This is a genomic window from Rhodospirillaceae bacterium, from assembly GCA_028819475.1.
Taxonomy (GTDB): Bacteria; Pseudomonadota; Alphaproteobacteria; order Bin65; family Bin65; genus Bin65.
Map to the genome: position 1 here is coordinate 22,005 of JAPPLJ010000008.1, position 13,190 is coordinate 35,194.

Annotated in this window: 11 protein-coding genes; 2 read left to right on the top strand and 9 right to left on the bottom strand. The window is 64.7% G+C overall.

From position 1 onward, the window contains the following. Nucleotides 1-90 precede the first annotated feature (90 nt). Nucleotides 91-954, top strand: coding sequence for a sterol desaturase family protein (locus OXM58_01835; GenBank protein MDE0147087.1), 864 nt, complete (start codon nt 91-93; stop codon nt 952-954). A gap of 6 nt (nt 955-960) precedes the next feature. On the opposite strand, the gene OXM58_01840 is transcribed toward OXM58_01835, so the two are convergent. The 9 genes from OXM58_01840 to OXM58_01880 form a co-directional block, all read right to left on the bottom strand. After that, nucleotides 961-1,665 (bottom strand): SDR family oxidoreductase, encoded by a 705-nt coding sequence (locus tag OXM58_01840; GenBank protein ID MDE0147088.1) that lies wholly within the window; start codon nt 1,663-1,665, stop codon nt 961-963. A gap of 222 nt (nt 1,666-1,887) precedes the next feature. Then, a complete protein-coding gene (locus OXM58_01845; protein MDE0147089.1) occupies nt 1,888-3,207 on the bottom strand; it encodes an ABC transporter substrate-binding protein in 1,320 nt (439 codons plus the stop codon). Between the two features lie 20 nt (nt 3,208-3,227). After that, nucleotides 3,228-3,926, bottom strand: a complete 699-nt coding sequence (locus tag OXM58_01850) for an ABC transporter ATP-binding protein (GenBank protein MDE0147090.1) — start codon at nt 3,924-3,926, stop codon at nt 3,228-3,230. Next, nucleotides 3,919-4,689: an ABC transporter ATP-binding protein gene (locus tag OXM58_01855; protein MDE0147091.1), complete on the bottom strand. Its 771-nt coding sequence runs from the start codon at nt 4,687-4,689 to the stop codon at nt 3,919-3,921. The genes OXM58_01850 and OXM58_01855 overlap by 8 nt, the downstream gene beginning before the upstream one ends. Beyond that, nucleotides 4,686-5,732, bottom strand: a complete 1,047-nt coding sequence (locus OXM58_01860) for a branched-chain amino acid ABC transporter permease (GenBank protein ID MDE0147092.1) — start codon at nt 5,730-5,732, stop codon at nt 4,686-4,688. Before OXM58_01860 ends, OXM58_01855 begins: the two co-directional genes overlap by 4 nt. After that, the gene (locus OXM58_01865) at nt 5,729-6,586 is read right to left on the bottom strand and encodes a branched-chain amino acid ABC transporter permease (protein MDE0147093.1); all 858 of its coding nucleotides are present in this window, start codon (nt 6,584-6,586) and stop codon (nt 5,729-5,731) included. Before OXM58_01865 ends, OXM58_01860 begins: the two co-directional genes overlap by 4 nt. 189 nt (nt 6,587-6,775) lie before the next feature. Further along, nucleotides 6,776-7,639 (bottom strand): DJ-1/PfpI family protein, encoded by an 864-nt coding sequence (locus tag OXM58_01870; GenBank protein MDE0147094.1) that lies wholly within the window; start codon nt 7,637-7,639, stop codon nt 6,776-6,778. A gap of 72 nt (nt 7,640-7,711) precedes the next feature. Next, complete coding sequence (locus OXM58_01875; protein MDE0147095.1) at nt 7,712-11,023, bottom strand: efflux RND transporter permease subunit; 3,312 nt, start codon at nt 11,021-11,023, stop codon at nt 7,712-7,714. A gap of 10 nt (nt 11,024-11,033) precedes the next feature. Beyond that, nucleotides 11,034-12,410 carry an efflux RND transporter periplasmic adaptor subunit gene (locus tag OXM58_01880; GenBank protein ID MDE0147096.1) on the bottom strand — a complete coding sequence of 459 codons (1,377 nt, stop codon included), beginning with the start codon at nt 12,408-12,410 and terminating at the stop codon, nt 11,034-11,036. 276 nt (nt 12,411-12,686) lie between these two features. Between OXM58_01880 and OXM58_01885 the strand changes: the two genes are divergently transcribed. Continuing rightward, nucleotides 12,687-13,139, top strand: a complete 453-nt coding sequence (locus tag OXM58_01885) for a pentapeptide repeat-containing protein (GenBank protein ID MDE0147097.1) — start codon at nt 12,687-12,689, stop codon at nt 13,137-13,139. The last annotated feature ends 51 nt before the right edge of the window (nt 13,140-13,190 follow it).

Here is a 13,190-nt window from a genome sequence, read left to right on the forward strand (position 1 = left end):
TCCGGCCGGCACCTATATTCCGGAATCATCGGCCCGTCCGGTGGAACCCGAACCGGGTCACGGGCTCGACAAGCTTCTCGGGAAGCAGACATGCCGGAGTTCATCAGCGCCAGCGAACCGGCCATCAGGCTCGGTTTCTTTCTCGGCATTTTCGCCCTGGTCGCGCTGTGGGAGATCGCCGCGCCGCGGCGGTCGCTCTCCCGGCCGCGCTGGCTGCGCTGGTACGGCAATATCGGCATCGTGGCGCTCAACACGGTCCTGGTGCGGTTGATCTTTCCGCTGGCGCCCGTCGGGCTGGCCCTGCTCGCAGCGGAACGCGGCTGGGGCCTGCTCAACGCGGTCCCTCTGCCCTTCTGGCTCGAGGTCGCGATTGCCGTCGTCGTGCTGGACTTGGTCATCTATCTCCAGCACGTCATGTTCCACGCCGTGCCGGCGCTGTGGCGGCTGCACCGCATGCACCATGCCGACCTGGATTTCGACGTGACGACCGGCTCCCGGTTCCATCCGGTCGAGATCGTCCTTTCTGTCCTGCTCAAGCTGGCCGCCGTCGCCGTGATCGGCCCGCCGGCCGTTGCCGTGCTGATTTTCGAGGTGCTGCTGAACGGCACCTCCATGTTCAATCACGGCAACGTGCGCCTGCCCGCGGCGCTCGACCGGGCGTTGCGCTGGATCGTCGTGACGCCGGACATGCACCGGGTCCACCATTCCGACATCCCGGCGGAGACCAACAGCAATTTCGGCTTCAACCTGCCCTGGTGGGACCGGCTGTTCGGCACCTACCGGGCGCAGCCGGCACTTGGCCACGAGGGAATGACGATCGGTCTCGATACCTTCCGCGACACGGACGAGCTGCATTTGCACCGAATGCTCTTGCAGCCTTTCCGGCGCGGCAGGGGCGGCTACGCGATCAACCGCCGACCCTGGGACGGCGGCGGGGACGGCGGGGACTCCTGACCCCGGCTACACCGAGCGCGTGATGCCGCCGTCGACGCGGATATTCTGGCCGGTGATGTACGCGCCGCCCGGCGATGCCAGAAAGGCAATGGTTTCGGCAATCTCGCCGACCGTGCCGTAGCGCTGCATCGGGATTGTCGCGCTGAATTCCGCCTGCTCCGGGAAGCTGTCGATATAGCCCGGCAGTACGTTGTTCATGCGGATATTGTCGGCAGCGTATTTGTCGGCGAAGAGCTTGGCGTAGGCGCCGAGCCCGGCCCGGAACACGCTCGACGTGGGGTAGGTCGGCGACGGCTCGTAGGCGGCATAGGTCGAGATGTTGACGATGGCGCCGCCGTCCTGGCGCTGCATGACCGGCGTCACCAGCCGGGCTGCGCGCACGACGCAGAGGAAATAGACCTCCATGCCGGTGTGCCAGTCGTCGTCGCTGATCTCCAGGATCGGCGCCCGCGGGCCGTGGCCGGCGCTGTTGACCAGCACGTCGATCCGGCCCCAGGCCGCTATCGTCTTGTCGACCAGCGCCTGGAGATCGTCGTTCGACCGGTTGGACCCGGTGACACCGACGCCGCCCAACTCATCCGCCAGCGCCTCGCCCTTGCCGGAAGAGGACAGGATGGCGATCCGGTAGCCCAGTTCCGCCAGTCTGCGGGCCGCCGCGGCGCCCATGCCGCTACCCGCCGCCGTCAGCACGGCAACCTTTTCGTCAGCCATCGTAGCCCCTCTCCCCGGAAATCGTTTCGCCGCGGACCGGTTGTAGCGGAACTGCCAGGTCAGTCACCGGAAAATGTCAGCGCGCCGGGGAAACCCGATGCCAAGCGGCGCAGGCCTCCCGCCCCGCCGCATCGGATGCGGCGGCCCCGGTGGCCTGGATTGCCGAGCGGCGACCGGTGGACGCCACCCCCGGAAGGAGCAGCGCCCAAGGCCGTCCGTTGCCTACAGCTTCTGTTTGCGGAAGTCGAAGCGCGGCGGCAGCAAGGATTCCATTTCCGCGCGCGGGATCCGCCGCTTGACGACGAATTTGTCGCTCAGAACTTGGCTCATATAGCAGTCGATCATGCCGCTGTGATCCTCGCCGCGCAGCAGCTTGGCCCCTTGCGGATGCGCGAGGGAATTTTCCATCTCCAGGCCTTCAAGCGCCTGGATGGCGCCCGGCGTGTCCTTCTTGCGCTGCCAGCCCGACGCTTCGATGGCCTTTTTCAGCACGAAAAAGTTCTCGTAGGACTGCCAGGCATGGCTCTTCGCCATGACCCGGTCGGAGCCGTTTTCCTGGGCATGGACCGGATCGATATTCATCATTTCGATGAATTTCTTGTGGTGCTCGTCGTTCTTGTACTCCAGCGGGCGCGGGAAGTTCTCGAGGAAATAGACGTTTTCCGCGGCGCCGTTGATCGCTTTCGGGTGGATCGCCTCGATCGTGCCACTGACGGAGTACATCTTCATCTTCTCGTCGAGCCGCATTGCCTTCGACTGGGTATAGAAGGCGACCGACAACGCGCCGAAAAAGACCGAGAACAGGACCTCGGTTTCTTCCGGAATCTTCGCGAGATACGGCACCAGATCCTTCGTACCCAGCGGCACCGCGATCGGATCGTTGACCTTGCCACCCATCGATTCGATCAGCTTGCGATGTTCCTGGTGATGACTGTGGCCCCAGGCATAGTCGGGGAAGATCATCGTCCAGTTCTTGCCGAGATTCTTGAAAGCCCAGGGAGCGCCCGCCGCCGCCAGGGCGTAGGTGTCGGTGCCGGTGCGGAAACTGTAGCGCGAGCCCCTGGAGCCGGTTGCTTCGGTCGCCTCGCCGGCGGAGAAATAGGGCGTCTTCAGTTCGGTCGCGATCGGGATCGACGCGAGCATGATGCCGGAATGGACGGAGCCGACGACGAAACGCGCTCTTGAGCGCTGAATCAGCGAACGCAGCTTGCGCGCGCCCGCAGCCGGATTCGATTCCGTATCGACCACCGGCACTTCGAGCTTCCGGCCGGCGATGCCGCCGCCCTCGTTGATCAGCGTCGCGGCAGCCTTGGCGCATTTGTCGTGCCAGTAGCCCCACGACGAAAATCCGCCCGTCAGTTCGCATTGATGCCCGATCACTATGGGTCCGCTCTCCTTGGCGACGAGATCGCGGGTGAGCGACAGATAGGCTGTCGACGCCACCGCGCCGCCGGCCAGGGCGGTCTGCAAGAAAGACCGGCGCGGCAGTTCCGTCCGAACCTTCTTTGCAGTCGAATTGCTTTTCTCGAATTTGCGGGTCATTTCCTTACTCCCTAAAGTTTCTAAGCGGCCATACCGAGATACCGATGAATGACATCGGGCTGGGTCTTGAGGTCTGCAGCGCTCGACCGATGGACGATGGCCCCTTTTTCCATCAGGTAGATGACGCTGCAAATCTTGAAGGCTGTCACCAGATTTTGCTCGACAAGAAGAATGGAAACGCCGGTCTTGTTGATCTTGCGGATTTCGGACCGGATTTCCTTGATCAGGATCGGCATGATTCCTTCGGTCGGCTCATCGAGTATCAGCAGTTTGGGCTGCATGACGAGGCAGCGCGCGATCGCCAGCTGTTGCTGCTCGCCGCCGGACAGCGTGCCGCCCTTTTGAGTGAGCCGTTCCTGCAATTGCGGGAAGCGACCGAACACCAGGGCGCGTTGCTGCGCCGACGGTTCGCTCCTGAGGCCGAGAAAGAGATTCTCCTCGACGGTGAGATTCGGAAAAATCCCCCGCCCCTGGGGAACATAGCCGATGCCGTGAGCCGGCACCCTGTGCGCCGCAAGACCGGTAAGGTCGACGCCGTCGAACGTCGCCCGCCCCGCCGAGGCCCGGACAAGACCCATGATCGCCTTCAGCGTGGTCGTCTTGCCCACGCCGTTGCGGCCCAGCAGACCGACGATTTCGCCGTCGGCGACATCCAGCGAAACGCCCTGGAGCACTTCCACCTTGCCGTAACTGGCGTGAAGGTCGCGCACCTCAAGCATCGGGATCGTCCTCGTCGTCCTCTTCTTCGCCGAGATAGGCTTCCCGCACAGCAGCGTTGTTCGCGATCTCGTCCGGAGCGCCCCGGGCGAGGATGCCGCCCTGCGCCATTACCGTGATCCTGTCGGCGAGATCGAACACGACCGGCATGTCGTGCTCGATGACGATAATATCGACCGCCTCGGCCAGATGGCGGATTTTCTCGACCGTCGCCGCGGTTTCCGCCGGCCCCATCCCGCAGATCGGCTCGTCGAGCAGGAGAAGGGACGGCCCGGTGGCCAGGGCTATGCCGATTTCCAGCAAGGCGACGTCGCCGTAGGACAGTGTGCCCGCCGGGACGCTGCGCAGCCCGGAAAGGCCGGTCTGTTCCAGGATTTCGTCGACGCGCTCGGCGGTCCGGCCGAAGCGGGAGCGGCTGGCGAAGGGATGCATGACGCCCTGCCTCGCCTGCGCCGCGATCCACAGATTTTCCGCCACGGTCATCGAATCGAAGACGCTCTTGATCTGCAGCGACCGGCTCATGCCGAGACGGCTGATCCGGTGCGGCGCCATCCCCGAGATATCCGTGCCGCGAAACCGCACCGTGCCGGAATCCGATTTGAGCATGCCGGAGATCGTGTTGAACAAGGTCGTCTTGCCGGCCCCGTTCGGGCCGATAATCGCGTGCAGCACGTCCGGTTCGAAGTCGAGCGTCACATGGTCCAGCGCAACCAGGCCGCCGAAGCGCTTGGTCAGGTTGTCGATCTCCAGCATGGGCGCGGTCATGAGCGACCTTCGCCGCGGACCGGCGCGGCGGCGGCGTCCTCTTCGTGCGGCGGCTCCCCTCCGGCCGCCCGATTCGGGGACGGCTGGGTCAGGCGGTCAAGCAACGCATTCCAGAAACCCATCAGCCCCTTGGGCGCGAAGATAACCGTCAGAATGACGACGATTCCGACCAGAATGGGATAGTGCTCCCACATATTGGAAAGTTCTTCGCGGACGACGATCAGGAGCGCGGTGCCGACCACCGGGCCGAACAGCGTCCCCGCACCGCCGATGATCGTCCAGACCACGCCCTCCCCGGACACATGATAAAACATGTACGTCGCCGAAGCATAACGCCCGAACATGGCGAACAGGCACCCCGCCAGCCCGGCGAACGCGCCCGCGATCACGAAGGCCGACCAGCGCAGGAAGTAGACGTTCAAGCCGATCAGGGATGCGCGAACATCGTTCTCCCGTACCGCCATGAGCGCCATGCCGAACGGGCTCCGGACGATCAGGAACTTCACGAAATAGGCCGCTGCTACAACTGCGAGAATAAAGAAATACTGCACCGTCTGGTCTGTGAGGCTGAGTTCGAATTCGCCGATTTCCAGCATGGCCGGCATGACAAAACTCGTTCCGTCGTCGCCGCCGGTCAGCGGTTTCGCGCTCAAGGCGATAAAGTAGAAAATCAGCGAGAAGACGACGGTGATGATCGCGAAATAATGCCAGGTGAGCCGGACCGCGAGCGCGCCGGTGATCGCCGCCGTTCCGACGGCAACCGCCATGCCGAGCCCCAGGGCCGGCCAGAATCCGAGTCCGAGCTTGGCGATGCCGATTGCAACGCCGAACATGCCCATCCCGAAAAACAACGCCTGCCCGAAAGACAGCAGCCCGGCATAGCCGAACAGAATATTGACGCTTGCCGCGAACAGGGACCAGATCAGGACTTCGGCCAGGATATCGAGCCAGAATTCGTGTTCGAGCGCCTGCAGGATCCAGGGCGCCACGATCAGAAGCGCCACAACGGCAAGCAGGACGGTACGGTCGATGCGCGCCTTCATCGCGTTGCGCCGGTGAAGAGCCCGTGCGGCCGTGCAATCAGAACGGCGCTCATGAGGCAGAGCGATACGATGCGCGCGACTGTCGGATCGGTGAAGCTGGTCACCACGCCTTCGGTAACGGCAAGAAGAACCGCGGCGGCCACCGTTCCCGGCAGGTTGCCCAGGCCCCCGATTATGACCGCCATGAAGCAGAAGGGCAGCACATCGACGCCGGTCTGGAAGTCCACGGTTGTGATCGGCGCGGCAACCGCCCCGCCGAGCGCGGCCATCGAGAATCCGAGGGCGAAGGTGACCATGTAGACAGTGCGCGCCGGCACCCCCATGGCAAGCGCGGTGTCGCGGTCGAAGCGGACGGCGCGCATCCACGTACCCAGCTTCGTGCGATGCAGGAAGGCGAAGAACACGAAGATCGCGACGACGGAAACCGCCGCCGCAAAGATCCGGTAGTAATCATACTCTATGCCGAAGAGCGGTATCGTTCCTTCGATCGGCGGCAGAATGCGTTTCGGGGCGGCGCCATAGCCCGCCCGCACGACTTCCTGAATGATGATCGAGAGGCCGAACGTCGCCACGATGGAGAGCGCCGCCATGCCGCGGATCGGCTGAATGACCGAGCGCTCGACCAGGGCCCCCAGCAAGAAGCCCAGCAGCGGCACGATCAGGAACGCGAGCCAGTAGTTCCCGGTCGCTTCGAGCACGAACCAGGTGAGGACCGTCCCCACCATGAAAAAATCGCCGTGCGCCAGATTGATGATGTCGAGCAGACCGAAGATGATCGATAGGCCAAGCGCGATCAGCGCAATGATCAATCCCCAGACCAGGCCGTTCAGGGCCAAGGCGATGACAAGATCCATTGGCCGGCTGCTTACCCGAAGCGCTTTCCGCTATGCCGGAACCCGCTTCCGATTACGTCCGCGAGAGAGTTCAGGGTGAGATACAATTGGTAAAGTGTCCCCCGGTTTGAAAAAATGCGCGCAATCGAGGAATTTCCCGATCACCGCGCAAACGGTTCTCCGATTTGGAAAAGCTGGTTTGAACCGGCCCTATGCTGCCTGGACTGCGGCGCGAACCGCCGCCTCGCGCTGGGCCTGACGCTCGCTCGCCGCGGAACGGGCCGCCGCCTCGATGTCTGCGCCCGCCGCTTCCGGCGATCCGGCATCGAACGGCGGCTGCGGATTGTATTCTATTGCGAGTTGTATCTTTTTCGCGACATCCGGGCCGAACAGTTCGCCGGCAACGGTCAGGGCGAAATCGATCCCGGCCGTCACCCCGCCGCCCGAGATGATGTTCCCGTCGATGACGACCCGGGACGGGTCCGGAATCGAGCCAAACGCCGACAACATTTCCCGCGACATCCAATGGCACGCCGCCCGCCGCCCCTTCAGAAGCCCCGCCGCTCCGAGGACCAGAGAGCCCGTGCAGACCGACGTGACGTAGCGCGCGCCCTGGGCCTGCCGGCGAAGAAAATCCAGAGTGTCCGTATCCGTCAGCAGGGCGTTCATGCCGGCGCCGCCCGGCACGCAGACGAGGTCCAGCTGAGGACAGTCGTCATAGTTCACATCCGGCAGAATCCGCATTCCGCCGCCGGACCGCACCGGGTCGAGGGATTTCGAGACCAGCAGCACCTCGGTGTCGGGAAAATTGCAAAAAACCTCATGCGGCCCGGTCATATCGAGTTGCATAATGTCGGGAAAAAGCAGCAAGCCAATTCGAAATGCCATGTCAGGACCATCGATTTCCATCCACCCGACAGGATGATTCCACGATTTAGAAAGCCTTGCAACCTGCCGACTCCCAAGGCTTTGCAACGCTCCGGCAAATACGATCGGTTCGCGGATTCTCCCGGCCGCGGCGCGTCGACGGAACGTCTCCGACGAGCCTGAGTCCGGCGAAAGATGCGTCCGCACGAATTCCGGTCGCCTTCGCCGGCGGGACTTTAGCGCGGTCCCGGTTTCCACCGGCAAAGCCGGCGGGCGACGTCACTCGGCCGGAACCGGCACCCCGGCGGCGCGCGGGTCGCGGCCCTGGAATACGCGCCCGAAATCGGCCTGGATGGCGATCAGCGACGGCACGACGAACAGGACCAGCAGGGTTGCGACCATCAGGCCGAAGACCAGCGTAATCGCCATCGGGATCAGGAACCGCGCCTGGAGGTCGGTCTCGAACAGGAGCGGAGTCAATCCGCCGATGGTCGTCGCCGAGGTCAGGATGATGGCGCGCAGACGGTCGCGCGCGCCGTTGGCAATCGCATCGTAGACCGGCTCCCCGGAATCGATGCGTTCCTTCACCACCGACACCAGGATGATCGAGTTGTTGACCACGATGCCCGACAGGCCGATCAACGCAATCAGGCTGAGGATGCTCAGGTCGAAGCCCATCAGATAGTGGCCGAGCACCGCACCGATGAAACCCATCGGGATCACCGACATGACGACCAGCGGCCGCAGATAGCCGGCGAACACCCAGGCGAGGATGATGAAGATCAGGGTGAGGCCGATGCCGGCGCCGATCTGCATGTCCTTGAAGGTGCGCCTCTGCTCCTTGTCGCGCCCTTCGAAGCGGTATTCGACGCCGTATTTCCGGGCGATGTCGTCCAGTCCGGACTTTTTCATTTCGGCGACCGCCTGCTGGGTCGTCATCACGCGGGTGTTCAGATCGGCCGTCACGGCGACCTCGCGCAGCCCGTCCTCGCTCTTGACCCGGGCGAATCCCTGTTTTTCCCGAATGCTGACGACGGCGCCCAGCGGCACGAATCTGCCGTTGGGCGCGCGCAGATGCAGGCTGTGCAGCGCTTCCGAACTCAGCCGGTCTTTCGGGAAGCGCACCCGGACGACGACCTCCTCGTCGCCGCGCGCAAACCGCTTGGCGATCGCGCCCTCGAAGGTGTTGCGGACCTGGCGGCCGACGCTTTCCGTCGTGAAGCCGAGTGCCCGGCCGCGCGGGGTCAGTTCGAGGAGCGTCTCGATCTTGCCGTAGGGCAGATTGTCTTCCGTCGCCCGGACGCCGGGAATCGTCTTGAGGACGAGCTTCAGTTCCTCGGCCGCCTTCTTGAGTTCGACGGTCGAGGCGCCGGTCAGGCGGACATCGACATCCCGGCCCGGCGGCCCGCCGGTTGCCGACTTGATCTTCAGTTGCTGCTGCCCGGGCATGCTGCGAATCCGCTGTTTCCAGGCCGCGATGAATTGTTCTGACAGGATCGTGCGCCGGTCGGCCGGGACGAGCTGCACGAACATGCCGCCGACATGGCCGCCCCGGACCGGCGATTCGTTCGGCCGGGTGCCCAGGGGGTAGCCGATCACGCTGTAGCTGAAGCGGACCAGGCCGTTCTTGCCGCCGGTCAGGTGGCGTTCCGCGGCGCGCATGGCCCGTTCCATCTCCTCGACCATTGTCTTTGTGTGCGCCCGCGGCGTCCCGGCGGAGAACTCGACGGTGGCGAAGACGTTGTCGACCTCGGGATTGGCGAAGAAGACAAAATTCATGCGTCCGCCCGCAACGATGGACGCGGCGCCGATCAGGGCGGCGAGCGCCAGCGCGACGGTCGTATAGCGCCAGCGTATCGTCGCGCGGACGATCGGGAGAAAGATCCGCTCGCGGAAAAATTCGAACGCGCGGTCGAAGCCGCGCTTGAACGCCATCAGGATGCGGACAAGCAGGCGAAGAGCCAGAACCAGGGGAATCACAGGCCAGAGCCAGACGAGCGGGATGCCGAACAGGGGTGCGAACCAGCCCGCGCGCCCGCGCCGCCGGGCGGTGAGTTCCAGCGCGTGGCGCATATGACCGGGCAGCACGAGGAAGCATTCGACCAGGCTGGCGATGATCACGGCGATCACCACCAGCGGGATCGTCCGGATGATCGAGCCGATGACGTCGGTAATCAGCAGCAGCGGCAGGAACGCCGCAATCGTCGTCAATGCCGCGCAGATTACCGGCGTCGCCATGCGCCGGGCGCCCGCTTCGGCGGCCAGCTTGTTGTCGTAGCCCTGCCGGTGCAGCGCCTCGGAATGCTCGCCGACGACGATGGCGTCGTCGACGATGATGCCGATGGCCATGATGATGCTGAACAGGCTGACCATGTTTATCGACTGGCCGGACAGCCACATCACCAGCATCGTCGCCGCCAGAGAGATCGGGATGCCGGCAGCCACCCAGAAAGCCACCCAGCCGTTCAGGAACAGGAACAGGACGATCAGCACGATGATCAGGCCGGACGCGCCGTTCTCGAGCAGCAGGTTGATGCGGCTGCGGACCAGTTCCGCCTGGACGTCGAAACGCTCCAGTTTCAGGTTGGGCGGCAGGGTCGGGCCGATTTCAGCGAGATACCGGTCGACCTCGTCCGCCAGGATCAGGGCGTCGTCCGCCGGCGTGCGCTTGGCGTGCAGTTCGATGGCGCGGTTGCGGCCGCGCCAATAGGTCCGCCCGTCGTCGTCGAAGGCCTCCCGCACATTCGCGATGTCGCGCAGCAGGATTTTCTCGCCGCTCGCCAGCGATTTGATCTCGATCCTGCCGAGTTCCCGGGCCGATTTGACGTCGCCGACGCTGCGCAGCTGGCGTTCCGCCCGGCCCGCGACGTCGCCGGACGGGACATCCTGCGTGATCTGGCGGATTTTCTGGGCAACCTCGTTCAGCGTAAGTTCGAGGCGGCGCAGCGTTTCCGGCTTGATTTCGACCAGAATTTCCTCGTTGCGACCGCCGCCGATGTCAATCTTGTCGATGCCCCGGCGGAGCAGACCGTCGCGGACCTGCTTGGCGTAGACTTTGAGCGCGGCCTCCGAATACGGCCCGGACACCAGGATGCGCGACAGGGTATCGTAGCGTACGATGCGCCGGACGGTCGGCGTCTCGGCATCCTGCGGCAGGGTGGTGACCTGACCGACCGCCGTTTCGATGTTCGAGAGCGCGCTCTGCATGTCCGAGCCCGCTTCGAATTCGACAGCGACCGAGGCCCGCCCTTCGAACGCCGACGATTTCACCGCCTTTACGCTGTCGATAAAACGAACTTCCCGTTCGACGGCCTGAACGATGTTGCTGTCGACATCGCTGGCGCTGGCGCCGGGCCATGCGACGGAGACCAGCACGACATCGATGCCGAAATCGGGAAAGAACTGCGTGGTCATCCGGTACAGGCCGAAGAAGCCGGCGACCAGCATCAGCACCATCAGCAAATTCGCCGCCGTGCGATGCCGTGTAAACAGGCCGATCAGATCGTTCTTGCGGCGGATATTGCGCGGCCCGTATCCGGTCTCGGACCGCGTGCTGCCGGGCTCCCCGGAACGATCTGCCGAAGCGCTCATCGGGGCGGCGTCACTGGGTCTTGCGGGCAGACGCAGAGGGCACGTTGACCTTCAGGCCCGGCCCGATTTCCGGAAATGTACGTGCCACGACCCGGTCGCCGTCGGCGATTTCGCCCCGCACCAGGATATCGTTGCCGACCCGCCCCGCCACAGTCACCGGCCGCCGGACCAGGCGTTCGTCGACCGCGATATACACGAACCGGCCGTCGTCGAGGGCGTCATCCGGCAGCCGGAACACATCCCGGTAGGTCGTGTCCGCCATCCTGACCTCGACGAAGACGCCGGGCCGCAGCAGGGTCGTGGTGTCCGTCGCCTCCAACCGGGCGAAGAGGTTGACCCCGCCGCTGGCGCTCGACACCAGGCCGGAAACGCGGGCGATGGTCGCGGGAAAGGCAAAATTCCGGCCGCCGGTCTGCCAGACGACCGATGCGGGCCGGCCGATCACCCTGCCCTCGCGGACCAGGCGGCCGTACTGGGCGTCGCTGACCTGGAACTCGACCTCGAATCGCCCGGCGTCGGTCAGGCGGGCGATCTTGTCGTTGACGCCGACCTTCTTGCCGATTTCGGTGAAAATGTCGCTCAGGAATCCGTCGAACGGGGCGACGAGCCGGGTATCGCGCAGGTTGCGTTCGGCGCGGGTGAGCGCCCATTCGGTGCGCGCAATGACCGCCTTCTGCTGCACGAGGCGCGCTTCCAGCGTCGCGGCCCGGCGGATGCGTTCGTCGAGCTTTTGCTGTTGGCTGCTCAGCGCAAGTTTCGAATCGTCGAGCAGTTTCGCGGTGCCGGCGCCGCGTTCGAGCAACGATTTCCGCCGGGCGAGATCGCGCTGACGAAGTTCGATCTGGTTCCGTGCGTGCCGGATCAGGGCCTTTTCGCCCTTCAGGTCCGCCTCGATTTCGGTCAGGCGCGCCTGCGACTCGGACAGCTGGGTCTTCCGTTCGGTTACCGCGATCCGGTAGTCGAACGGATCGATCTCGACCAGCAGATCGCCTTTTCGGACGATGCCGCCATCGGAGAAGGTCGTGGCGACGCGGACGACCCGGCCGGAGACCAGGGGCCGCAACTCGACATCGCGCCCGGCGACGATATTGCCGTAGAGCACCAGCCGCGGCACGACCGTGGCCTTGGACGCCGTGACGGTGTCGATGAAATAAACCTTCTCCGCCACCGGCTTGCGAACGACCTCCGGCCGGGTGGCCATCATATACTGGAAGGCCAGGAACGCGCCGCCGAGGACGGCCACCGGGACGGCCGCCTTGAACAGCAGGAGGATACCGCGGCCGAGCGCGCGGAAAAAACCGCCCTTGCGCGTCCGGGGCGCGGCAGCCGCCCCGCTATCTCCCGACGGCTGAGCTGGACGGTCTTCTCGTTGAGCTTCGGCAGTCATGAGCGCCGACTTTCCTGAATTTGCGGCCGGGCAATCGGCTTGCGGACCGCGCGTTCGACAAATTGGTGAACGACCCGCGCATTGCGAGTCCGTCGCAGCTTTATACGGCAAGTTACGTCAAATTCTGCAATTTTTCCATTGCGTCGAAATCAGGAACGATGCGGGGGACAAGCTTCCTCCTTCGCCCTGCCGCCTTCCCGTCCGCCACGAAAGGGCTTGACCTTTGCGGCCGGTCGGGGTCCGTCTGGCGCTTCCGGACAGGAGCCGCAGCCAGCGATGACACGCGCGGAATTCGACGACGCCTTTCAGAGGCACATGACCTGGCTGCTCACCGGCGGCAAGGCCGGGGCGCAGGGAAATTTCCGCGGCGCGGCGCTCGACGGCTTCAACCTGCACGGCCATACGCTGGAAGGCGCCGACTTCGAGGGCTGCTCGCTGCGCGGCGCCGAACTGATCCGGGCAGACCTTTCGCGCGCCAACCTGAGGGGGGCGGACCTGTCCGGCGCGTTCATGCACCGCGCCCTGCTGGTCGAAGCCGACCTGACCGGGGCGGATCTGACGGCCGCCGAGATCAACCATGCCGATCTGGAACGCGCAAGGCTGGCCGGCGCCAACCTCGCCGGCGCCGATCTTCACGAAGCTCGGCTCGACAATGCGGATCTCGCCGGCGCGCGGCTCGACGGGGCAATGGTCGACGGGGCCCTGGGCCTGGCCGGCGGGACTGCATGACGGCCGGCGTCCGGATCGACAGTCCCTTCGCCGTTTGAGGAGCTTGCGCCC

Excerpts from the sequence above, each read along its gene's own strand:
- OXM58_01835 (MDE0147087.1), top strand. The coding sequence starts at position 91 with ATGCCGGAGTTCATCAGCGCCAGCGAACCGGCCATCAGGCTCGGTTTC.
- OXM58_01840 (MDE0147088.1), bottom strand. The coding sequence starts at position 1,665 with ATGGCTGACGAAAAGGTTGCCGTGCTGACGGCGGCGGGTAGCGGCATG.
- OXM58_01845 (MDE0147089.1), bottom strand. The coding sequence starts at position 3,207 with ATGACCCGCAAATTCGAGAAAAGCAATTCGACTGCAAAGAAGGTTCGG.
- OXM58_01850 (MDE0147090.1), bottom strand. The coding sequence starts at position 3,926 with ATGCTTGAGGTGCGCGACCTTCACGCCAGTTACGGCAAGGTGGAAGTG.
- OXM58_01855 (MDE0147091.1), bottom strand. The coding sequence starts at position 4,689 with ATGACCGCGCCCATGCTGGAGATCGACAACCTGACCAAGCGCTTCGGC.
- OXM58_01860 (MDE0147092.1), bottom strand. The coding sequence starts at position 5,732 with ATGAAGGCGCGCATCGACCGTACCGTCCTGCTTGCCGTTGTGGCGCTT.
- OXM58_01865 (MDE0147093.1), bottom strand. The coding sequence starts at position 6,586 with ATGGATCTTGTCATCGCCTTGGCCCTGAACGGCCTGGTCTGGGGATTG.
- OXM58_01875 (MDE0147095.1), bottom strand. The coding sequence starts at position 11,023 with ATGAGCGCTTCGGCAGATCGTTCCGGGGAGCCCGGCAGCACGCGGTCC.
- OXM58_01880 (MDE0147096.1), bottom strand. The coding sequence starts at position 12,410 with ATGACTGCCGAAGCTCAACGAGAAGACCGTCCAGCTCAGCCGTCGGGA.
- OXM58_01885 (MDE0147097.1), top strand. The coding sequence starts at position 12,687 with ATGACACGCGCGGAATTCGACGACGCCTTTCAGAGGCACATGACCTGG.